At 63.2% G+C, this 21,773-nt stretch carries 16 protein-coding genes; 5 read left to right on the top strand and 11 right to left on the bottom strand.

What is annotated here, in order from left to right; genetic code table 11:
- Positions 1–494: 494 nt before the first annotated feature.
- Complete coding sequence (locus ACFFNA_RS17430) at positions 495–2,462, top strand: M23 family metallopeptidase (RefSeq protein ID WP_167458812.1); 1,968 nt, start codon at positions 495–497, stop codon at positions 2,460–2,462.
- A gap of 29 nt (positions 2,463–2,491) precedes the next feature.
- Here ACFFNA_RS17430 and ACFFNA_RS17435 read toward each other — a convergent pair whose 3' ends face one another.
- Complete coding sequence (locus tag ACFFNA_RS17435) at positions 2,492–4,051, bottom strand: MFS transporter (protein WP_111548884.1); 1,560 nt, start codon at positions 4,049–4,051, stop codon at positions 2,492–2,494.
- Positions 4,052–4,306: 255 nt separating this feature from the next.
- Here ACFFNA_RS17435 and ACFFNA_RS17440 point away from each other — a divergent pair, with 255 nt between their 5' ends.
- Positions 4,307–4,939, top strand: coding sequence for a TMEM175 family protein (locus ACFFNA_RS17440; protein ID WP_378920206.1), 633 nt, complete (start codon positions 4,307–4,309; stop codon positions 4,937–4,939).
- A gap of 24 nt (positions 4,940–4,963) precedes the next feature.
- On the opposite strand, the gene ACFFNA_RS17445 is transcribed toward ACFFNA_RS17440, so the two are convergent.
- The 8 genes from ACFFNA_RS17445 to ACFFNA_RS17480 all read right to left on the bottom strand — a co-directional run bounded on the left by ACFFNA_RS17445 (position 4,964) and on the right by ACFFNA_RS17480 (position 16,667).
- Positions 4,964–6,448, bottom strand: coding sequence for a L,D-transpeptidase family protein (locus tag ACFFNA_RS17445; protein ID WP_378920592.1), 1,485 nt, complete (start codon positions 6,446–6,448; stop codon positions 4,964–4,966).
- Between the two features lie 151 nt (positions 6,449–6,599).
- A complete protein-coding gene (locus ACFFNA_RS17450; RefSeq protein WP_378920208.1) occupies positions 6,600–6,965 on the bottom strand; it encodes an MmcQ/YjbR family DNA-binding protein in 366 nt (121 codons plus the stop codon).
- A 58-nt stretch (positions 6,966–7,023) separates the two neighbouring features.
- Positions 7,024–9,630: an ATP-dependent chaperone ClpB gene (clpB, locus tag ACFFNA_RS17455; RefSeq protein ID WP_378920210.1), complete on the bottom strand. Its 2,607-nt coding sequence runs from the start codon at positions 9,628–9,630 to the stop codon at positions 7,024–7,026.
- Positions 9,631–9,851: 221 nt separating this feature from the next.
- A complete protein-coding gene (locus ACFFNA_RS17460; RefSeq protein WP_111548889.1) occupies positions 9,852–10,793 on the bottom strand; it encodes a DUF4167 domain-containing protein in 942 nt (313 codons plus the stop codon).
- Positions 10,794–11,098: 305 nt separating this feature from the next.
- Positions 11,099–11,977, bottom strand: coding sequence for a peptide chain release factor N(5)-glutamine methyltransferase (gene prmC, locus ACFFNA_RS17465; RefSeq protein ID WP_111548890.1), 879 nt, complete (start codon positions 11,975–11,977; stop codon positions 11,099–11,101).
- Positions 11,970–13,049, bottom strand: a complete 1,080-nt coding sequence (gene prfA, locus ACFFNA_RS17470; RefSeq protein WP_378920212.1) for a peptide chain release factor 1 — start codon at positions 13,047–13,049, stop codon at positions 11,970–11,972. Before prfA ends, prmC begins: the two co-directional genes overlap by 8 nt.
- A 10-nt stretch (positions 13,050–13,059) precedes the next feature.
- Positions 13,060–15,330 (bottom strand): phosphoenolpyruvate--protein phosphotransferase, encoded by a 2,271-nt coding sequence (ptsP, locus tag ACFFNA_RS17475; RefSeq protein WP_111548967.1) that lies wholly within the window; start codon positions 15,328–15,330, stop codon positions 13,060–13,062.
- An 83-nt stretch (positions 15,331–15,413) separates the two neighbouring features.
- Positions 15,414–16,667: an aspartate kinase gene (locus ACFFNA_RS17480; protein WP_378920215.1), complete on the bottom strand. Its 1,254-nt coding sequence runs from the start codon at positions 16,665–16,667 to the stop codon at positions 15,414–15,416.
- 303 nt (positions 16,668–16,970) lie between these two features.
- Here ACFFNA_RS17480 and ACFFNA_RS17485 point away from each other — a divergent pair, with 303 nt between their 5' ends.
- From ACFFNA_RS17485 to ubiG, 3 genes are all read left to right on the top strand, one after another.
- Positions 16,971–18,773, top strand: coding sequence for a CHASE3 domain-containing protein (locus ACFFNA_RS17485; RefSeq protein ID WP_378920217.1), 1,803 nt, complete (start codon positions 16,971–16,973; stop codon positions 18,771–18,773).
- 126 nt (positions 18,774–18,899) lie between these two features.
- Positions 18,900–19,076 carry a hypothetical protein gene (locus ACFFNA_RS41390; protein ID WP_514132021.1) on the top strand — a complete coding sequence of 59 codons (177 nt, stop codon included), beginning with the start codon at positions 18,900–18,902 and terminating at the stop codon, positions 19,074–19,076.
- Positions 19,077–19,263: 187 nt separating this feature from the next.
- On the top strand, positions 19,264–20,013 hold the full coding sequence (ubiG, locus tag ACFFNA_RS17495) for a bifunctional 2-polyprenyl-6-hydroxyphenol methylase/3-demethylubiquinol 3-O-methyltransferase UbiG (RefSeq protein ID WP_111548894.1): 750 nt from the start codon (positions 19,264–19,266) through the stop codon (positions 20,011–20,013).
- A gap of 199 nt (positions 20,014–20,212) precedes the next feature.
- Here the strand turns inward: ubiG and ACFFNA_RS17500 are convergent, their stop codons facing one another.
- Positions 20,213–20,728: a flavin reductase family protein gene (locus ACFFNA_RS17500; protein ID WP_378920219.1), complete on the bottom strand. Its 516-nt coding sequence runs from the start codon at positions 20,726–20,728 to the stop codon at positions 20,213–20,215.
- Between the two features lie 110 nt (positions 20,729–20,838).
- A complete protein-coding gene (locus ACFFNA_RS17505; RefSeq protein ID WP_378920594.1) occupies positions 20,839–21,762 on the bottom strand; it encodes a DMT family transporter in 924 nt (307 codons plus the stop codon).
- Positions 21,763–21,773 lie beyond the last annotated feature (11 nt).

Consider the following 21,773-nt stretch of genomic DNA (forward strand, 5'->3'; position numbering starts at 1 on the left):
TTCACAACGGGCAGGCTTAGAAGCAAACTTCTTCGTCGCCAGCGGCGTGCCGCCCTCGTTGGTGAGGCGTATATAGTCGCCACCAACAAGAACTGTCAACAGCGGATTCGAAGTTTTTGAACTTTTTGCGACAGAAATCTCGGGCTCGCTCCGTTGATAGCCGGCTGCCCTTGGGGAACAGGGATAACAGCGGGTAGGCGGCCACGAAGGAGCCCTATTGCCGCCGCATTGCCGTTCGACACCAAAGCCAACGAAAGCGGCGCCGCACCGACGGCGCAGCGCCTCTTTCAAGAGCCTCATACAGGGGTGCGCGATGAGCCTTGCAGAGAAGGTGCACCGCCCCTCTTTATCGAGCGCTCTATAAAAGAGAAGTGCGCGAGGGGAATTCGGCCGGGGCGCAGGCTTCGTTGACTTCACCTGCCATGACAGGCAAATGTCACGGCCACAACAAAAGCGACAAGCCGTTCCGCCCGGGGAAGAAGCAGCCTTTCTGGATGCCAGACACGGAAGATGTCATAGCCGAACTCGGCAACGAGCCGCCGCTTATCGCGGACGGCCGCAGCGGCCCGCCCGACCGGCGCGAGGTTTCCGCACGCTGGCTGTCAGGGACCTTCCTCACCGGCGTGACCTCGAGCGTGCTGATGGGCGTGGCGCTGTTCGCCGCGCTGGACGGTCGCCAGCAACTGGCGACACCACCCGAGATTGCGGAACTGATCAATCTTGCCAGCAATGGCGATTCCGGCGAGGTGGCCAAGACGACAAGGCTGGTGGCGCCGCGCCAGATCGCCAAAGCCAAGGACCGCCGCCGGATGGAAGTGTCGATGGTCACCAAGGTCGGCGACCGTGACGTCATCCACACCATGCCTTTCGTGCAGATCAAGATGGCGCTTGCCGCCGGCCACACCACCAGCCGCGCCTACCCGCCTTTCGACCCGATGCAGGTGTTCGGCAACGACGGCGACGACAGTGCTGCGCAGCCGGCGACAGCCTCGGCCGCTTCCGGCCAGATCTACGGGGCCAAGGTCGAAAGCGAGATGAGCCTGAAGACCGTCGATTTCCCGATCGAGACGGCTGCCTTCGACGAAAAGAGCGACCTGTCCGCCGACGAGGTGGAAAAGGTAGTGCGCGAAGCCGGCACCGACCTCAGCGATGGCGCCGTGCAGGTCGCGTCACTCCATTATGTCGACCCGCAGCGATTCGGCGACGCCTTTGCCGAGAGCATGGCTGGCTCCTATGACGTCAAGATCGTGCCGGAAAACGTCTCGGTGGCGCCGCGCGCTGCCGCTGACGACCAGGCGCCGGCTTTCGCCGAGGAAATCATTCCCTTCACCAAGGATCTCGACATTACCGAGGCCTTTGCCGATTCGGGCTATACGGGGGAAGACGCCACCGGCATGGCCGAAGCGATCGCCAAGCTGTTGAACGCGACGGCGCTCAAGGCCGGAACCGTGCTGCGTGTCGGTCTCGAGGTGCATGGCGACGCCGCCAAGGTCGTGCGCACCAGCGTCTACGACCGAACGCAGCACATCGTCACCATCGCGCTCGACGATCGCGGCCAGTATGTGCCGGCGCAGGAGCCGGATCCGAACCCCGAATTGCTGACGGCGTTCGACGACTCACCGCCCGTGGTGGTGCGCGGAAATTTGCCGAACATCTATGACGGCATCTACCGCGCCGCCTATTCCTATGGCATGTCGAAGAAGATGACCCAGCAACTGGTCAAGCTGCTGGCATCCGGCGTCGACTTCCAGTCGCGGCTCAATCCGGCGGATCGCCTCGAAGTCTTGTTCTCGCAGCCGGACGGCGACGACCAGGCGTCCGACGAGTCCGAACTGCTCTATGTCTCATCGACTTTCGGCGGGCAGACGCGCAACTTCTACCGGTTTCAGATGCAGGACGGTAGCACGGACTATTTCGACGAGGACGGCAGCAGCGCCGAGCAGTTCCTACTGCGCAACCCACTGCCAAACGGGAGATTTACCTCCGGGTTTGGTGCGCGCAGGCATCCTATCCTCGGCTATGTCCGCATGCACACAGGTACGGACTGGGCCGCCCCGATCGGATCGCCGATCATCGCCGCCGGCAATGGCGTCGTCGAGAAGGCGGGCTGGGCCGGCGGCTATGGCAAACAGATCATCATTCGTCATGCCAATGGCTACGAGACGTCCTACAATCACCAGAGCGCCTTTGCCAAAGGCATCGAAGCCGGCGTGCGCGTTCGCCAGGGCCAGGTCATTGGTTATCTCGGCCAGACCGGCCTCTCCACCGGTCCGCACCTCCACTACGAGCTGATCGTCAACGGCACCAAAGTCGATTCGATGCGCGTCCGGCTGCCGGTCGGCAAAGTGCTGAAGGGCGATGACCTCGTCGCCTTCAAGCGTGAACGCGAGCGCATCGACGACCTGTTGAAGCAGGAAGACAGTGATTCGCTGAAGGTCGCGAGCGCCAAGATCGACGGCTGATTCGCTGACTTGTCAGCCTTGCCTATTTCTCAGCCTTGCCGATTTTCCGCACGCCGCGGCCATGGCAGCCGCTGACCGGAAATGGTCGTCCACGCGATCACTGCCGAAAGCAGGCAAAGCAGCGCCGTCACCGCGGAGACGGCGGAAAACGCCGCGTCGCTGGCGGCGAGCCTCGCCGCATCGACGGCCGGCGCAAGCCCAACCGTCGCCGGTTCGCCAAATCCTGGCACGCCGGGCGTTGCATTCCCATCGAGGGCATTCGCGTAGACCCAGGCGGCAAGCGAGCCCATCGCCGCCACCGCGATCAGGCCGCCGATGCGCGAGACGGCATTGTTTATGCCGGAGGCAGCACCGGTATCCTTGTCTTCCACTGCCGTCATGATCGCCGTCGACAGTGGCGAAACGACCAGCGCCATGCCGAGCCCCATCAGCGCCATCAGCGGAAATGTTCCCGTCCAGAAATTGTGGATGCCGGCATAGGTGAGCAAGGCAAGTCCGGCAAAGGCGAAAGCCACGACAAGGCCGCCGCAGGCGATTGGAAAACGCGGCCCGATCCGGTCGGACAGCTGGCCGACCGGCCCCGACAAAAGTGCGATCGATGCCGACAAGGGCAGGAAGATGAAGCCGACCTCGGCCGTGCTCAGTCCCCAGCCGGCGATCAGCAGCATCGGCAGATAGAAAAGATTGGCCGACAGCGCGAAATAGAGGAAGAACGTCGCGACATTGGCGCCGGCGAAAGCGCCGACGCGAAACAGCGACAGATCGATCATCGGCTCGCGCTGCCGGAGCTCGAAGACGATAAAGACGCCCAGCAACACGGCGCCGGCGGCAATGCTTGGCCCCGACAAATGACCCTCGCCGCTGGCGCTCATCGAGGTCAGCCCGTAGGCAAGCGCGCCGAAGGCCAATGTCGCGAGCGCGGCACCGCCGAGATCCAGGCTGCGTTTTTCCGTCGGCGCATCGGCTGGAATCTTCGCCAGCAGAAGATAGATCGAGATAAGGCCAAGCGGCAGGTTGATGGCGAAGATCGCCCGCCAGATGCCATCGCCGAAAGCCGACAGCACGAAGCCGCCGAGCACCGGGCCAAGTGCCGTGGTCAGCGCCGAAGCCGCCGCCCAGATGCCGATCGCCCGGCCGCGTTCCTTTTTCGGATAGGCCTTGGCGATGATGGCGAGACTGCCCGGCACCATGATCGCCGCACCAATGCCCTGCAGCGCGCGAAATGCGATCAGCACCACCGCATTCGGCGCCAGCGCGCAGGCAAGCGAGGCGACAATGAACAGCGCAATGCCCGCCACGAAGGCGTGGCGCAGCCCGAACCGATCGCCGGCGGCACCCCCGGCAAGGATCAGTGCCGAGAGCGTCAACGCATAGGCATTGGAAATCCACTGCGCCTCGGCAAGGCTGGCGCCAAGGTTGACGCGGATCGCCGGCATGGCGATGGCCAGGATCGAACCGTCGATGAAGCCGAGCGCCGAGGCCAGGATCGCCGCGATCAGCACAAATCGCCGCTGCGATTGCGGACAGAACGTGCCGTTCGTGACCGGACTGGTCAGCGGAACGGCGGCGGCTTCGCTGGATGAATGCATGGAACTCTGCTTAGACCGCATGCGTGTCGGCAACAACCGGCCAGTGGCTTGCTGTCCTTGAAACCAGCCACATCGCCAGGGTTGCACCTGTCCGGGTGCAAACAGCGGCAGTCATGCTAAAGCGCGTCGCGTCGAAACGGATTCATGCGACGCGCTTTAAGTCTTTGTTTGTATGCATGTCGTTGTCTCAAAACCGGGGCCACTTTTGAGCGACATGCATTAGGTTTCTGGAAAGTTGCAGACGGGGAGAAATCGATGACGCGGCCACTTGAAGCATCGGCGGAGGGACGCGGCCGTATCGTCGGTATCACCGACGGGGTGTTCGCCATCGCACTCACCCTGATCGTCCTCGAAATCAGGGTGCCGGCGCACGAGGCGATCCATTCGGAGCGCGACCTGCTCGCGGCGATCGCTGCACTGGCGCCACGCTTCCTGACCTATGCCTTGAGCTTCCTGACGCTGACCATCTTCTGGTTCGGCCAGCAGGCGCAGCATGGGCTAATCGCCAAATCCGACCGGCGGCTTGCCACGCTGAACCTCTGCTTTCTCGCTTTCATCGCCCTGCTGCCGTTCTCGACCGATCTTTTGGCCGACTTCCTCGAATTCAGAACCGCGGTGCTGGTCTACTGGCTCAACCTACTGATGCTCGGCGTCACATTGTTCGCCAGCTGGCGCTATGCGGAGAAAAACGGCTTCCTGGCAGAGGGGGTCGATGCGGAAACCAAACGCACGGTCTATCTGCGCATCGTCAAGGCGCAGATCCTGTGGGCGATCGGCGCCGCACTGTGCCTGATCACGCCGTTGCTCAGCGTCGGATTTATCCTGGTGGTGCAGCTGATCTATGCGGCAACGCCAGGCGCGAAGTGGGTGCGCAGGATCATCGGCTGAGGCGTAAGGGAAGCTGCACGCTCCTCACTCGACGAACTCAACGGTGACGCCCGGCGACACCAGCTTCGCCAGTTCCCGCGCATCCCAGTTGGTCAGGCGCACACAGCCATGGCTTTCGGTCTTGCCGATCTTCGACGGTTCCGGTGTGCCGTGGATGCCGTAGGTCGGCTTGTCGAGCGCGATCCAAACCGAGCCGACCGGACCGTTCGGGCCCGGCGGAATGGTCAGGACCTTGTCGTTTTGGCCCTGCTTGAAGTTGATGCTGGGGTTGTAGGTGTAGTTCGGATCGAGCGCGACGCGCGATACGGCATGTATGCCGGACGGTGACGGCGTATCTGACGAGCCGATGGTTGCGGGATAGGACGCGACTAGCTTGCCGCCCGCATCATAGGCGAAGACCTCTTTCCTGCCCTTGTCGGCGACGATACGGGCAACCGGCGTCGAGACGAGTCTGCCGAAATTGGCGACCCTGATGATCGTGCCGGGACGATTGAAGTTGGCGTCCGGGTTGAGCGCCTTGAGGTAGTTCTCGTCCATGTGGAAGCGCTCGGCGAGTGCCTCGGTCACCGACGTGTAGCCCATGCGATCGAGCTGCGCCTTCTGGCTGTAGTCTTCCGGGATCGAGGCGACATAGGGACCGGCCGCATCCTCCGGTGTGATGGTGTAATTGGCGAACGCATCGCCGCCGGATTGCGCAAGTGCTGCCTGGATGCCGACCGCATCGGTCGATCGCAGATTGCTGCCGGTGATCTGGTTGTAGGCGGCGAGTGCCTTGTCGACATTCGAACCGAAACGCCCATCGATGACACCAGGCGAAGCGCCACCCCTGTCGAGCAGCACCTGAAGTGCCGCGACATCCTGGCGTGCTCCCAACGAAAGCGCCGGCTCGACGGTCGTCTTGCCGCCGGCCTTCGGCGGCAGTCCCGCCTGATCGGCGGGTGCAGCCTCTTCGGAGGGAGACGCCGGCTGGGCAGGATCTATCGAGGCCTCGTTCAGCGGCTGGCGCTCGATGGTGAGCGGCTGCGGCGCATCGGGATAATTGTTGTCGTAGCCGCCATCGTCCTGCGGTGGCGGCGGATAGGCTTCCACGGAATTGTCGCTACCAGGATCGTATTCGTCCGCCGGCGGCGGAATGACCCGGCCTTCCTCTTCCAATTGCTTGCGGCGGAATCGCGCCATATCTTCCGGATCGTCGAGATAGTAGCGGTCATTGTCATCAGGGGCGCGGCCCAGCTCGCGCAGCCGTGTCTCGCGGCGTAGCGCGCGCCGGTCGAGCCGCGTCTGCGGCGGCTGGATGGCGATGACCTTGCCGGTATCGGCATCGACGATGACGCGGTTGCCCCTGGCGTCGTAATAGATGTCGAGATTGCCGTCCTGGGCGACAAGGATGCCGCCGTCATCGGCAGCGCGGGCAATCCGTGGTGCACTGTCCTGCATCGGCGCGCCGAGCGCGCCAGAAGACAGAAGCCCGCCGGCGAGTACCGAAAGGGTGAAGATCGTGCGCAGCATGGTGGCCAAACTCTCCGGTCCGTAATTGCCGCCGCCCGGCAGTGTCCCTGTACGGCGAACCCCTTCGCCAGCAAACCAGTTAACCACCATATGGTTCCAACATGAACCGGGCGTGAAGATGGCGGTTTCCCGGCGCCTCGATGAATATTAGCTAGCTTGCGGCAAGTCCCAATTCCCTTAGCGCCTGCTTCGTGAGCTTCAGGGCAACAAGGCGATGGCTCTCGCGCAGATAGTCCTTCAGCGCACCATCATCCATGCTCTGGCTTGTCTGACGCTGGATCCATTTCATGCCACGCGAAGCAAGATAGGGTGCCGGCCGCAGGCCCGGCTGCTCCTTGAGCACGTCAAAGGCGATGTCGGAACATTTGAAGGTGACGAAGAGCTGCTGGCCTTGGTCCCAACCGCCGATCGCAAAGACCTTGGCCCCGACCTTCCAGACATGGGCGCCGCCCCACTGGACGACATGGGTCGTCGAAGGCAGCGAGGCGCAGAAACTGTTGTAGTCGTCCAGCGTCATCCGCGCTCCGCTTTCATATGAAAACGCCGCGCGTCCAGGTTGGGCGCGCGGCGTTGGATCAGGCTGCCGCCTCGGCCGCGACAATCGTCGGCTTCGAGCGGAAGTTCAGCCGATCGGAACCGGCTGTCACCTTGACGGTCGAGCCGTCGAGGATGTCGCCGAGCAGGATCTTCTCCGCCAGCGGGTCCTGCAGTTCCTTCTGCATCACCCGCTTCAGCGGCCGCGCGCCATAGGCCGGGTCGTAGCCCTTGGCCGCCAGCCAGTCGATCGCCTCCTGGTCCAGCGACAGCGTGATCTTGCGATCGGTCAGCAGGCTTTCCAGCCGCTTGAGCTGGATCTCGACGATGCGGCCCATATCCTGCCGGCGCAGCCGGTGGAACAGGATCACCTCGTCGATGCGGTTGAGGAACTCCGGCCGGAACGATGCCTTGACGACATTCATCACTTCGTCGCGGACCTGGTCGACATCCTCACCCTCGCCGAGATTGACGAGATATTCCGCACCAAGGTTCGACGTCATGATGATCAGCGTGTTGCGAAAGTCGACGGTGCGGCCCTGGCCGTCGGTCAGGCGGCCGTCATCGAGCACCTGCAGCAGCACGTTGAACACGTCCGGATGCGCCTTCTCGATCTCGTCGAACAACACGACCTGATAGGGCCGGCGCCGCACCGCTTCGGTCAGCGCACCGCCCTCCTCATAACCGACATAGCCGGGAGGTGCGCCGATCAGCCGGGCGACCGAGTGCTTCTCCATGAATTCCGACATGTCGATGCGCACCATGGCGCTTTCATCGTCGAACAGGAAACTGGCAAGCGCCTTGGTCAGTTCGGTCTTGCCGACGCCCGTCGGCCCGAGGAACATGAACGAGCCGATCGGCCGGTTCGGATCCTGCAGGCCGGCACGTGCCCGGCGCACGGCCTTCGAGACAGCTTGCACCGCCTCGCCCTGGCCAACGACACGCTTGCCGATCTCGTCTTCCATGCGCAACAGCTTGTCGCGCTCGCCCTGCAGCATCTTGTCGACCGGAATGCCGGTCCAGCGCGAGACGATATGAGCGACGTGGTCGGGGGTGACCACCTCTTCGACCATCCCGACCTTGCCGTCCTGGGCTTCGGCTTCCTTCAGCTTCTTTTCCAGTTCCGGGATCTTGCCATAGGCAAGCTCGCCGGCGCGCTGGAATTCACCCTTGCGCTGGGCAATGGCAAGCTCGTTGCGCGCTTCGTCGAGCTGCTTCTTGAGATCGGCGGCAAGCCCGAGCTTCTGCTTCTCGGCCTGCCACTTGGCGGTGATCTCGGTCGATTCCTCCTCGAGGCCGACGAGTTCCTTTTCCAGGCGGGCGAGCCGATCCTTCGACGCATCGTCCGTCTCGACCTTCAGCGCCTCGCGCTCGATCTTGAGCTGCATGATGCGGCGATCGATCTCGTCGAGTGTTTCGGGCTTGGAATCGACCTGCATGCGCAGCCGCGAAGCGGCTTCGTCGACGAGGTCGATCGCCTTGTCCGGCAGGAAGCGGTCGGCGATATAGCGGTTGGACAGCGTCGCCGCAGCCACCAGCGCCGAATCCGAAATGCGCACCTTGTGGTGCTGCTCGTATTTCTCCTTCAGTCCGCGCAGGATCGAGACGGTGTCTTCCACCGTCGGTTCATCGACGAACACCGGCTGGAAGCGGCGGGCAAGGGCTGCATCCTTCTCGACATGCTTGCGATATTCATCGAGCGTGGTGGCGCCAACGCAGTGCAATTCACCGCGCGCCAATGCCGGCTTCAAAAGGTTCGACGCATCCATGGCGCCATCCGCCTTGCCGGCGCCGACCAGCGTGTGCATCTCGTCGATGAACAGGATGATGTTGCCGTTGGCCGATGTGACTTCGGAGAGCACGGCCTTCAGCCGCTCCTCGAACTCGCCGCGGTATTTGGCGCCGGCAATCAGCGCGCCCATGTCGAGCGCCATCAATTGCTTGTCCTTCAACGATTCCGGCACGTCGCCATTGACGATGCGCAGCGCCAGGCCTTCGGCGATCGCCGTCTTGCCGACGCCCGGCTCGCCGATCAGCACCGGATTGTTCTTGGTGCGGCGCGACAGCACCTGGATGGTGCGGCGGATCTCGTCGTCACGGCCGATGACCGGATCGAGCTTGCCGGCACGGGCATCCGCGGTCAGGTCGCGCGCATATTTCTTCAGCGCGTCGTAGCCCTGTTCGGCACTCGCCGAATCGGCGGTGCGGCCCTTGCGGACATCGTTGATGACCTGGTTGAGCGCCTGCGCGGTGACGCCGGCCTTGGCCAGGATGTCGGCGGTCTTGGCCGATTTCTCCATGGCGAGCGCCTGCAAGAGCCGCTCGACCGTGACAAAGCTGTCGCCAGCCTTCTTGGCCAGCTCTTCAGCCGTCGAAAACACCTTGGCCAGCGGCTGCGCCAGATAGAGCTGGCCATTGCCGCCTTCGACCTTGGGCATCGCTTCGAGCGCCGTTTCGACGCCAAGCTTGACGTCGCGGACGTTGCCGCCGGCGCGTTCGATCAGCGACGCGGCCAAGCCCTCGTCGTCGTCGACGAGCACTTTCAGGATGTGTTCGGGCGTGAACTGCTGGTGGTTGCGGGAGAGCGCCATGGTCTGCGCGGACTGGATGAAGCCGCGCACGCGCTCTGAGTATTTCTCAAGGTTCATATCTGTCTCCTTCCATCACCGGCCCGCTTTGCGGCACCGGATCCGATTGCGGTGACGGACCCGCCCATTTGAGCCGGGTCCAGTTCAGCCGAGATATGGTGCATAGGCCATGCTGTCTCAAGACGCCTTGATGTCGGTCAACGCACAATATTCCATCGCGGCACAAAACGAAAACGGCGGAGATTTCTCTCCGCCGTCCAATGTCCTGAAATGTCGTTCGATCAGTTGTCGATGTCGACAATGACCGGTTCAGCATTGCCGCCGTCGGCCGGGGCCGCGGCCGCCTCGCCGGCATCGGCATTGTCGCTGCCGCTATCGACCTGATCGGCACTGACGCGCGGACGGCGCGGACGCCTCGGGCGACGGGCAGCACCGCTTTCGGCGGCCGCCTCATTGAGCTCGGCCTGAGCGGCAAGACCTGCCGGCGACAGGTTCTCGAACAGCGGAGCCGGCTCGGCTGCCACTACGGATTCGGTGGATTCGGCCGGCGAAGCGGTTTCGGCCTGGGTCGGGCCCTCGTTGCGCTGCGGCTGGCCGCCTTGCTCGGCGGACGAACCATAGTCGCGCTGGCCGTTCTGGCCGTAACCGCCATTGGGGCGACGATCGCGATGGCGCCCACCGTTGTTGTCGCGGCCGCCATTGTTGCGCCCGCTATTGCTATCACGAGTGTCGCGGCCGCTTTCTCGATTCAGCGCGACCTCGGCCGGCATGCCTTCGATGACCGGCTGCGGGCCGGCGCCATGGTTGATCACCGGCGCCTGGGCATCGGAAATCGTGTTGCTGTTGTTGCCGGCATTGTCGAACTCGTCGCGATCGTCGTCGCCGTCATCGTCGAAATCATCGCGATTCTGTTGCGTGTTCTGGATCGGCATCTGCGCCTGTGCGGCCGCGATGATGCGATTGTAGTGTTCGGCGTGCTGGAGATAGTTCTCCGCCATGACCCGGTCGCCGGAGCTTTGCGCATCACGGGCCAAGGTGGCGTATTTTTCGGCGATCTGCTGAGCCGAACCGCGGATCTTCACGTCCGGGCCGTTGCTCTCGTAGTTGCGCGTCAGGGGATTTGGTCCCTTGCGGTTGTTGTTGTTGTTATTGTTGTTATTGCCACCGCCGCCGCCATTGTTGTTGCGACCGCGCATGCGCCTGTTCTGCTGTTGTGGCCTCATCAAACTCTCTTCATTTTGAAATTTTCGAAAAACTCTTCACGAACGGAGGCGCTCATGCAGCCAGCCGTTTCGTCTCTTCACCGGCGTTCGCCCGCATCAATTGCGTTGGCGCCACGTGCCATCCTGTTCCGGTTACATCACTTGCCGGACGATTCCCGCACGAAGCTTGGGCATCGTTTGCGCAAGAAGGCAGCTATTTCCAAGGAAAACCGAATCGCTAAGAGCACTGCCTGCTTCGTCTCATCCGGTTAAGGCGACCCTAGCCGCATTCCCCGGCATTGCCAAGCGCTTTTTTTTGCACTGCGTCAAGGCTTTGTCATTTCAAAGACAAGAACCCTGTCGTTTCCACCAAGGTCCCGAAAAGCACCGCCCGGCCCGTAGCCGGCTGCGGCGAATATTTCTGCGACCTCTTTGTGCTGCGTGTGGCCGATCTCGACCGCAATCCTGCCTTCAGCTTCCAAAAACCTTGCCGCCTCCGCGGCGATGGTCCTGTAGGGGTTCAGACCGTCCGCGCCACCATCCAATGCCAGGCGCGGGTCGAAATTGCGGACTTCGTCCTGCAGATTTCCAATGTCTTCGGAACGTATATAGGGAGGGTTTGCGGCAATTACATGGTACCGGCCGGAAACTTTTTCGAACCAGTCTGACTGGAGCGCCGTGAACCGATCTGCAAGGCCCAGTTGCCGGGCATTGCGGGTCGCCGTCGCCAGCGCGCCCGCGGACATATCGACGCCGATGGCGATCGCGGCTGGCACGGCGCTGAGCAGCGCCAGCGCAATGGCGCCGGTGCCGGTGCCAAGATCGAGGATGCGGCATTCACCTTCCCGAACTGCCACTGCCCTGACGAAAGGCAGCATAGCCTCGACCAGCGTTTCGGTATCCGGCCGCGGCTCCAGCGTTTCCGGCGACAGCGACAGGCGCAAACCATAGAATTCACGATAGCCGAGGATGCGATGCACCGGCTCGCCGCCGGCGCGCCGTCTCAAGGCATCACCAATTGCCGCGATGGCGCTTCCTTCGATCTTGCGCTTAGGATCGGCAATCGCCTGCGTGCGCGTCGTGCCGGAAAAATGTTCGACGATCAGCCTCGCATCGAGCGCCGGATCATCGACGGCGGCAGCGGCAAGCCGAGCCTGCGCCTGCCGCAGCAGCGGCCCCAGCGCCTCGGACAGTTGATCAGCCATCGATGCCGATGTCGGCGAGCAGCTTCGACTGGTGATCGGCGATCAGCGCGTCGATCACTTCGTCGAGTTCGCCCATCATCACCCGGTCGAGCTTGTAGAGCGTCAGGTTGATGCGGTGGTCGGTGACGCGGCCTTGCGGGAAATTGTAGGTACGGATGCGCTCGGAGCGGTCGCCGGAGCCGACCTGCGACTTGCGCGATTCGGAGCGTTCCTCATCGGCCTTGCTGCGCTCCAGGTCATAGAGGCGGGCGCGCAGGATCTGCATGGCCTTCGCCCTGTTCTGATGCTGCGACTTTTCCGCCTGCACCACCATGATGCCGGTCGGCAGATGGGTGATGCGGACAGCCGAATCGGTGGTGTTGACGTGCTGGCCGCCCGAGCCCGAGGCGCGCATGGTGTCGATGCGGATGTCTTCGGCCCTGATGTCGATGTCGACCTCTTCGGCTTCCGGCAGCACGGCGACGGTTGCGGCCGAAGTGTGGATGCGCCCGCTCGCCTCGGTCGCCGGCACGCGCTGCACGCGGTGCACGCCGGATTCGAATTTCAGATGCGCAAAGACGCCCTTGCCTGAGATGGTGGCGATGATTTCCTTGTAGCCGCCGGCATCGCCATCGCTGGCCGACACCGTCTCGAAACGCCAGCCGCGTTCGGCAGCGTAGCGCTCATACATGCGAAACAGGTCGCCGGCGAAAAGGGCGGCCTCGTCGCCGCCGGTGCCGGCGCGGATTTCGAGAATGGCGTTCTTGTCGTCGGCGGCATCCTTGGGCAGCAGCAGGATCTGGATGTCCTTCTGCAGCGCCTCGATGCGTTCCTCCACCTCCGGCAGGTCGGCCTCCGCCAAGGCCAGCATCTCGGCATCGGTACCCTTGTCGGCAAGCATCGCTTCGAGGTCGGCCTGCTCATGCTCGGCCGAGCGCAGCGCCCTGACCTTGGCCACCATGTCCTGAATCTCGGCGTATTCGGACGCCATCCGTACATAGGCATCCGGTGCCGGGCCGGCCGACATCTGCGCTTCGAGCATCTCGAAACGCTTGACGACTTGATCCATACGATCGCGTGGCAGGTTGACCATGATGAGGATGCTACAATGGAATCGAACGGTCGTCGGCAAAGGCCTGCAGCAGCGCCCGCATCGGCAGCCCCTGCGCCGGCGCCATCAGATTGTCCTCGAAAAACGCCTCCAACTCATCCAGCGGCAGTTCCGTCAGCATCGCCTTGACGGGGCCGATCGAGGCCGGCGACATCGAGATCGAGCGGAAACCAAGACCGATCAGCGCCATCGCCGAGATCGGCTTGCCGGCGAGTTCGCCACACAGGGTCACAGGCGTGTGGTTGCGGACGCCGGCATCGGCGATCTGCTTCAGGACGCGCAGGAACGGCGCCGACAGCGTATCGAAGCGGTTGGCCAATTGCGTGTTGCCGCGGTCGACGGCCATGACGAACTGGAACAGATCGTTCGAACCGACCGAGACGAAGTCGACCGCTTTCATCAACTCGTCGAGCTGGAACAGAAGCGACGGCACTTCAAGCATCGCGCCCAGCTTGAGGCTCGTCGGCAGGTGATGGGCAAAGCGCGACAGATGCCTGACCTCGCGGTCAATGATCTCGCGCGCCTGCGCGATCTCGCCAAGCTCGGTCACCATCGGCAGCATCAGCTTCAATTCACGCCCGCCACTGGCCTTGAGCAAGGCGCGGATCTGGGTGCGCAGCAGCCCCGGCCGGTCAAGCGTCAGGCGGATCGCCCGCCAGCCGAGCGCCGGGTTCTCCTCCTGGATCGCACCCTTGAAATAGGGCAGCACCTTGTCGCCGCCGATATCGATGGTGCGGAAGGTGACCGGCTTGCCGCGCGCCGCCTCGAGCACGTCGCGGTAAAGCTTTTCCTGGGCCTCGGCACGGGGAAATGTCGAGGCGACCATGAACTGCAGTTCGGTGCGGAACAGGCCGATGCCGGCCGCGCCCGACTCGACAAGCTGCGGCAGGTCGACGGCAAGACCGGCGTTCATCAACAAATCGACCTGGACACCATCCCTGGTCATCGACGGCTTTTTGCGTAGCTCGCGATAGACCTCTTGCCGGCGCGCCCGGAAACGCACCTTTTCGGCATAGGCGGCTTCGAGGTCGGGCTGCGGCCGCAAATGGATCACGCCCTCTTCGCCGTCGACGATGATGGCGTCGCCGTTTTCCGCCATGGAAACGGCGCCCTTCATCTGGCCGGCGACAGGAATGCCCATGGCGCGCGCGACGATGACGACGTGGCTGGTGGCAGCACCATCCTCGAGCACCAGCCCGCGCATCTTGTCGCGGGGATAGTCAAGCAGTTCGGCGGCGCCCATCGAGCGGGCGACGATGATGGCGTCCTTCGGCAGCGACGCGGCGACATCCTCTGGCCCGCGCCCCATCAGCTGGCGCAGCAGCCGGTTGGCGAGGTCGTCGAAATCGCTCATCCGCTCGCGCAGATAGGGATCGGTCATGTGCAGCATGCGGGCGCGCATGTCGCTCTGCACCTTTTCCACCGCCGCTTCCGCCGTCAGGCCGTTGCGGATCGCCTCTTCCAGCCGGCGCACCCAGCCGCGGTCGTTGGCGAACATGCGATAGGCTTCCAGAACCTGGCGATGCTCGCCCTCGAAGGCGACGTCGCGGCGTTCCAGCATGTCGTCGATGGAGAGCCTGAGCGAGCCGAGCGAGGTCTCGAGCCGGCGGACCTCTTCCTCGCTGTCCTCGTTGAACAAATTGGTGACGACGATGCGCGGCTCGTGCAGCACGACATGGCCAAGCCCGACGCCGTCGTTGAAGGACAGGCCGGTGAAACTGACCGGACGGCGCAGGTCGAGTTCGAGGCCGGGCCGCGTCAGCCGCGCCAGATCGCCGGTGGCGATCATCTCGGCGATGACCATCGCCGTGGTTTCCAGCGCCTCGACCTCGTCGTCGCGGTAGTGGCGCATGGTCTTGTTCTGGACGACCAGCACGCCCAGCGTGCGCCCTGCCCGCAGCACCGGCACGCCAAGGAAGGAGTTGTAGATCTCTTCCCCGGTCTCCGGCAGATAGGCGAAGGCCGGGTGTTCCTGGGCGTTGGAAAGGTTGAGCGGCCGCGCGCTGGCGGCGATCGTGCCGACCAGGCCTTGCCCCAGCCGCAGTTGCGCCAGGTGGACGGCGTTCGGGTTCAAACCTTCGGTGGCGTAGAGTTCGAGCACCGAATCGGCGCGCAGCACGTAGAGCGAGCAGACTTCGGCGACCATGTTCGAGGCGATGTCGCGCACGATCCGGTCAAGCCGCTCCTGCGGCTCCAGCGGCTCCTGCATGAGCTCGCGGAGCCGTTTCAGCAAAACGCGCGGGCCACTGGCCTGATCACGCATCGCGGCTTCTTCTCCAATGGGCATTTTGCCCGCCGCAGTTTCCACTGCGACCGGCGCACACGCAACAACTCAAATCGTTCTCGCTACTGCTTATCCAGACCGTAGACGGAATGCAAAGTGCGAACCGCAAGTTCGGTGTACGGACCGTCGATCAGGATCGAAATCTTGATCTCGGAGGTCGTGATGGCGCGGATGTTGATCGAACGGTCGGCCAGCGCCTTGAAAGCGGTGGCGGCGACGCCGGCATGGCTCCTCATGCCGATGCCGATGACCGAAACCTTCGACATGCCGGCTTCCGATTGCACGACATCGTAGCCGATCGAGGCTTTCAGGCGCTCGAGCACGGCCAGCGCCTTGTCGACGTCGCCCGACGGCACGGTGAAGGTCATGTCGGTGAACTTGCCGTCCTCGGAAATGTTCTGGACGATCATGTCGACATTGATGTTGGCCTCGGCCAGCGGCCCGAAGATGCCGGCGGCGACACCCGGCCGGTCGCCGACACGGCGCAGCGAAATCTGCGCTTCGTCCTTGGCATAGGCAATTCCGGTGACGACCTGCTGTTCCACGATCTCTTCCTCGTCGCAAATGAGCGTTCCGGGCGGATTGAGCAAATCCCCCATTCCGGGCGCATCGGGATCGTCGAAGGACGACCGCACGAAGGTACGCACCCTGTGCACCATGGCAAGCTCGACCGAACGCACCTGCAGAACCTTGGCGCCGAGCGAAGCCATTTCAAGCATTTCCTCGAACGAAATCTTGGCCAGCCGCCGCGCCTTGGGCTCGATGCGCGGATCGGTGGTGTAGACCCCGTCGACATCGGTGTAGATGTCGCAACGATCGGCCTTGACCGCTGCTGCGATGGCCACCGCACTGGTGTCGGAGCCGCCGCGGCCAAGCGTGGCGATGCGATTGTCCGGACCGATGCCCTGGAAGCCGGCGATCACCGCCACCTGGCCTTCGCCAAAACGCTTGATCAGGAAGGCGCCGTCAATGTCGAGGATGCGCGCCGCGCCGTGCGCGTTGTCGGTCTTGATCGGGATCTGCCAGCCCTGCCAGGAACGCGCATGCACGCCCATGTTCTGCAGCGTGATTGCCAGAAGGCCGGCGGTGACCTGTTCGCCGGAAGCGACGACCGCGTCATATTCGCGTGCGTCGTGCATCGGCGAGGCTTCGCGCGTCCAGCCAACCAGTTCATTGGTCTTGCCGGCCATCGCCGAGACGACCACCGCCACCTCATGGCCGGCGTCGACCTCGCGTTTGACGTGACGCGCCACATTGCGGATGCGGACGATGTCGGCGACGGAGGTTCCGCCGAATTTCATCACGATGCGCGCCATGGAAGCGAAATGCCTTTGACTGAAGCCGGACCCCAGCCCTGAAAGCGGAATCCCGAAAAACGGAAGGATACGTCCGGCTGACGCCGGCCGCTGAATGCGCGGCCTCCTTAGCCAAATGATGAAGGTTTCGCAAGGCTGGCGGCGGATTGCCGACTTCAAGAAGACGGCATATTGCGTTCCGCTCCGCCACCGCTTACGAAAAGCTGCCCGCGGGGAATTCCATTTGGTTCGGCATAACAGATGATTGCTCGTCTCCGACGCGCCACGCGATGGCAATCGCTCCCGCTTTTCATTGGCTTCGCAATGTTGGCGCTGATCGTCGGCACGCGCGCCATGCTGGTCGAGGGCCAGAGGGCCAATCGTGCCGCCGCGCGTGAGACAATCGAGTATCAGGAACTGCTTTCCGGGCTGCTTTCATTGGCGCAGGATGCCGAGAGCGGCCAGCGCGGCTATCTGCTGACCGGCGAGAAATCCTACCTCGAACCTTATCGGAAGGCCGTCGACGCAATCCCCGGGCAACTCGCCCGCATCGACACCATAACAGCCTCGGACGACCAACTCGCCCCGCAGGTCAGTCACATCAAGGACGCGCTTTCGCAAAAGCAGGCTGAGCTGGCCGAAACGATCGCTCTCTACGACAGAGGTGACGCGGTCAAAGCGCTGGAGCTGGTCCGCAGCGGCCAGGGCAAGGCCGCCATGGACGAGGTCCGGGCCAGTATGGATACGATCCGGCGCATCGGCGCCGCCGCTGTCGCCAAGCGCGACGAGCATACAGACCAGGTGGAGGCCTGGCTGCGCATCGGCTCGCTGGCCGCACTGCTGGCGATCTTTCTGCTTGGTACCTACACCATCCGCGAATCCCGGCGCCGCTTCCGTGAGGTGGCCGTCGCCCAGGATGAGCTGACGCGCAAGAACATCGCGCTCGGCAATGAGATCCAGACGCGCGAAAACGCTGAATCCCAGATCCGCCAGATGCAGAAGATGGAGGCTGTCGGTCAGCTGACAGGCGGCATCGCCCACGACTTCAACAACATGCTGGCGGTGATCATCAGCGCCATGAACCTTGCCCAGCGCAAGCTGGAGCGCGGCGAGCACGACATCGCAAAATTCATCGAAGCGGCGATCGACGCGGCAAATCGGGCGGCAAATCTGACGGCCAGGCTGCTCGCTTTCTCGCGCCAGCAGCCGCTGGCGCCGCAGATCGTCGACACCAATCGCCTGCTGACCGGAATGTCCGACCTGCTTCGGCGGGCGCTCGGCGAATCCATCCGCATCGAAACCGTGCTGGCGGGAGGCTTGTGGAAAACCCATGCCGACCCGAGCCAGATCGAGAACGCCATTCTCAACCTTGCCGTCAATGCGCGCGACGCCATGGGCGACAACGGCAAGCTGACCATCGAGACCGCCAACAGCCATCTCGACGACAGCTACGCCGGCACCCATGCCGAGGTCACAGCCGGCCAGTATGTGATGATCGCCGTCAGCGACACCGGCTCGGGCATGGTCCCCGACACTATAGCCAAGGCCTTCGAACCCTTTTTCACCACCAAGCCGGTCAACAAGGGCACAGGACTAGGGCTGAGCCAGGTGTACGGCTTCGTCAAACAGTCGGGCGGCCACGTCAAGATCTATTCCGAGCCCGGCGAAGGCACGACCATCAAGATCTATTTGCCGCGATTCTTCGGACCGGAGGAGGTTGCCATGCCCACGGGGCGAGGCGACAACCCCGCGGCTCCGGTCACCGAAACCATCCTTGTCGTCGAGGACGATGCCCGCGTGCGCGCTTCAACCACGGACGCCATACGCGAACTCGGCTACACCGTCATCCATGTCGGCAGCGGCCACGAAGCCTTGCAGGCGCTGGCGGAAAACCCCGGCATCGCCCTTCTGTTCACCGATATCGTCATGCCGGTGATGAACGGCCGCAAGCTGGCGGAAGAGGCGGTCGCCCGCATGCCGCAGCTCAAGGTGATCTTCACCACCGGCTTCACCAGGAACGCCGTCGTCCACAACGGCGTGCTCGATCACGACGTGCACTTCCTGGCCAAGCCTTTCACCATCGAGCAGCTGGCGGCGAAACTGCGCGACGTGCTGGACATGAAGTAGCCCGGCCGGGAATGATCTTGTCGTGAAGCTTTCGCAGGGCTGCCTATGATTGGAGTTCCCGATCTGGCCGGGCTGCGACAGCGGGACGCCGGACCTCACCTGCTTGAGGACGAGATCGCCGGCTTCATGACCGAACGTGTCATTGAACTGCTTGAAATAATCGACATCGAGCATGATCATTGCCAGAGGCTGTTCGGAACGCTCCATGCGCCTCAGTTCGCGACTGCTTGTTTCCTCCAGATAGCCGCGGTTGCCAGACCAATTGTGTTTCACCCGCAGCGCTCGGCAACTGACATGCCCTGACAGAGCGATCGTTCTGTCAGCAGAGGAAAATGCTGCCTTGACATTCGCTGCCTCACGCCCGACTTCCTAGCGCATGACCCCGAAATCGATTTCGATTTCGGAAAGGATCATGCGCAGAATCAAAGTGCTACAGCGTCCTTTGCGCATCCAAGGACGCGCCGCGCTGTAGTGTCGAGGAGACCAACCTATGCCAGAGCCCCGACGATCGACGATCGATGCCGGAGAAGTGGAACGCTTTTCCGCTCTTGCCGCCGAATGGTGGAATCCGAACGGCAAGTTTCGCCCGCTGCACAAGTTCAATCCGGTTCGGCTCTCCTATATCCGCGACCAGATAGCGACGCGCTTCGGCCGTGACCCGCGCGCCGCACGGCCTTTCGAGGGCCTGCGCATCCTCGACATCGGCTGCGGCGGCGGGCTTTTGTGCGAGCCGATGGCGCGGCTTGGCGCCGAAGTGGTGGGAGCGGATGCCTCCGAAACGAACATCGAAGTGGCCAAGCTGCACGCGGCCGAGGGCAATGTGAGCGTCGACTATCGCGCCACGACCGCCGAGGATCTGGCCGACGCCGGTGAGAAATTCGACGTCATTCTCAACATGGAAGTGGTCGAGCATGTCGCCGACATCGACCTGTTCGTCGCCAAATGCGGCGAGATGGTTCGGCCCGGCGGCATCATGTTCGTGGCCACCATCAACCGCACGCTGAAGGCTCTCGGCCTGGCCATCATCGGCGCTGAATATGTGTTGCGCTGGCTGCCGCGCGGCACCCACCAGTTCGGCAAGCTGGTGCGCCCAGAAGAACTCGAAAAGGCGCTCGGCGGCGCCGGCCTGAGCATCATCGACCGCACCGGCGTCACCTACAATCCGCTTGCCGACCGCTGGGCACGCTCCAAGGACATGGACGTCAACTACATGGTGCTGGCGGAAAAGGGCTCGGTCTGACCCACCGCACTTTTTTTTGAAATTTGCTCCCGGTGTGTTGAGATTCAGGTTAGGCCGAGCCGCAATCGAAGACGGGCGCGAAGCGACCAAACTAGATGGGTTCCGAGAACCGGAGCGGAGCGTACTTTTGGGTACGTGAGCACCGGAAGCGCAGGAACTCACCGTTTGCGGGCCGGCATCACCTGAATATCAACACATCCTAGGCGTCGAGCGGCCTGTAGCCGCCCCGCCAGTAGATCAGCGCCTGGCCGGCATCGCGAGTGTGCACGGCCTCGACCGAGCCGATGACGATGGAATGCGTGCCGCGATCGATCATCTCGTCGAGGCTGCAGTCGAAGGCCACCACCGCATCCGACAGCAATGACGCTCCGGTCTTCAGCGTCATCCATTCGGCGCCCTCGTAGCGGTCCTTGCCCTTGATGCCGCCAAAGCCGGAGAACCGCTCGGCCACGCGCTGATGCTGGGGCCCGAGCGAATTGACACCGAAATGCCGGTAGTGTTCGATTAGCGGCCAGGTCGACGATGACCGGTTGACGCAAGCGATCACCTTGGGTGGCTCGGCCGACAACGATACGACCGAAATGACCACCAGGCCGGAGCGATCCTCGCCGACGCCGGCAGTGATGACGCTGACATTGCCGACGATCAACCGCATCGCGGCTCGAAAATCGGCGACATCGACGGGAGTTCCCTCCGGAACCTTTGCTTCAGTCATGGGCTGGCTCCCGGAGCGTGATCTCGAAAAATGGAAACGGTTTTCGGAAAAGATCATGCTCGAACAGGAAGATAAAGATAATCCAGATACAAATTCAGGTGAAATCCGTTCTAAGCGGCCGACTGCACGGCCGCCGGTACGGTGCTGACGCCTTTGCTTTGTGCCTTGGTGGTGATGAACACGCCGGCGGTGATGATGACCGCGCCAGCCCAAGTCAGCAGCTGATAGTGTTCGCCAAGGAAGACCGTGCCGGCAAATAGCCCGACCGCCGCCGCCACATAGCCAATCTGGCTGAGATAGACGGGGCCGCCGACCGCCTGCAGCCGGAAGAAGAAGGCGAACATCGCCGACGCCGACGCAGCCTGCGCGACGACGATCAGGGGCACGCCGCCGAGTGGAACGAAAGCCCTATCGCCGAACAGAGCGAGAATGCCGACTAACAGCATCGCCGCCGACGCCAGGTGGCTGCCGACGGCAAGCTCGATCGGGCCGGTGCCTTCCGGCCAGTCCACCGTGCGGTAGATATTGCCGGCGGCAAGGCTGACCGGGATGAGCAGCCCCATCACCACCCAGAACAAATCGGCGGGCTGGCCGGCCCCGCCGCGTGTAATCGCGACCATGACGGCGCCGACGAAGCCGACGGCGATGCCGACAACGCCCAGCATATTGGGACGCCGCACACGCAGCAGGATCGAGAACACCAGCGTGATGACAGGCGACAGAGTGAACATGATGCCGGTGTAACCGGCGCCAAGATGCGGGATGGCCGAGAACATCAGGAGATTGGGGACGGCATAGGACACCGCCGCGGTAACGAAGAAATAGCGCAATTTGTGCGGAGTAAGCCGGACACGCTGGCCGCGCAGCAGCAAGGCGCACAGCAGCACGCCGCCGGCGCCAAGCGAGATGACGAAGGCCCAGACCATGGCCGGAACGCCGACCGCCGTGGCGATCTTGCCGAACGGCAGCGTTAGGCCGAGCAGGCCGCCGGTGACGACCAGCAGGCCGAGCGCCGAATCCCAGAGAAATTTCATCATCGAGCCCT

The organism is Mesorhizobium kowhaii (assembly GCF_042431665.1).
Taxonomy (GTDB): Bacteria; Pseudomonadota; Alphaproteobacteria; order Rhizobiales; family Rhizobiaceae; genus Mesorhizobium; species Mesorhizobium kowhaii.

What these genes read in the sequence shown, in the direction of transcription:
- ptsP (WP_111548967.1), bottom strand. Translation starts at nt 15,330, where the DNA reads ATGCGTGATCAGGCCAGTGGCCCGCGCGTTTTGCTGAAACGGCTCCGC.
- prmC (WP_111548890.1), bottom strand. Translation starts at nt 11,977, where the DNA reads ATGGCTGATCAACTGTCCGAGGCGCTGGGGCCGCTGCTGCGGCAGGCG.
- ACFFNA_RS17485 (WP_378920217.1), top strand. Translation starts at nt 16,971, where the DNA reads ATGTTGGCGCTGATCGTCGGCACGCGCGCCATGCTGGTCGAGGGCCAG.
- ACFFNA_RS41390 (WP_514132021.1), top strand. Translation starts at nt 18,900, where the DNA reads ATGACCGAACGTGTCATTGAACTGCTTGAAATAATCGACATCGAGCAT.
- ACFFNA_RS17480 (WP_378920215.1), bottom strand. Translation starts at nt 16,667, where the DNA reads ATGGCGCGCATCGTGATGAAATTCGGCGGAACCTCCGTCGCCGACATC.
- ACFFNA_RS17445 (WP_378920592.1), bottom strand. Translation starts at nt 6,448, where the DNA reads ATGCTGCGCACGATCTTCACCCTTTCGGTACTCGCCGGCGGGCTTCTG.
- ubiG (WP_111548894.1), top strand. Translation starts at nt 19,264, where the DNA reads ATGCCAGAGCCCCGACGATCGACGATCGATGCCGGAGAAGTGGAACGC.
- ACFFNA_RS17440 (WP_378920206.1), top strand. Translation starts at nt 4,307, where the DNA reads ATGACGCGGCCACTTGAAGCATCGGCGGAGGGACGCGGCCGTATCGTC.
- ACFFNA_RS17430 (WP_167458812.1), top strand. Translation starts at nt 495, where the DNA reads ATGCCAGACACGGAAGATGTCATAGCCGAACTCGGCAACGAGCCGCCG.
- clpB (WP_378920210.1), bottom strand. Translation starts at nt 9,630, where the DNA reads ATGAACCTTGAGAAATACTCAGAGCGCGTGCGCGGCTTCATCCAGTCC.
- ACFFNA_RS17450 (WP_378920208.1), bottom strand. Translation starts at nt 6,965, where the DNA reads ATGACGCTGGACGACTACAACAGTTTCTGCGCCTCGCTGCCTTCGACG.
- ACFFNA_RS17505 (WP_378920594.1), bottom strand. Translation starts at nt 21,762, where the DNA reads ATGAAATTTCTCTGGGATTCGGCGCTCGGCCTGCTGGTCGTCACCGGC.
- ACFFNA_RS17460 (WP_111548889.1), bottom strand. Translation starts at nt 10,793, where the DNA reads ATGAGGCCACAACAGCAGAACAGGCGCATGCGCGGTCGCAACAACAAT.
- ACFFNA_RS17435 (WP_111548884.1), bottom strand. Translation starts at nt 4,051, where the DNA reads ATGCATTCATCCAGCGAAGCCGCCGCCGTTCCGCTGACCAGTCCGGTC.
- prfA (WP_378920212.1), bottom strand. Translation starts at nt 13,049, where the DNA reads ATGGTCAACCTGCCACGCGATCGTATGGATCAAGTCGTCAAGCGTTTC.
- ACFFNA_RS17500 (WP_378920219.1), bottom strand. Translation starts at nt 20,728, where the DNA reads ATGACTGAAGCAAAGGTTCCGGAGGGAACTCCCGTCGATGTCGCCGAT.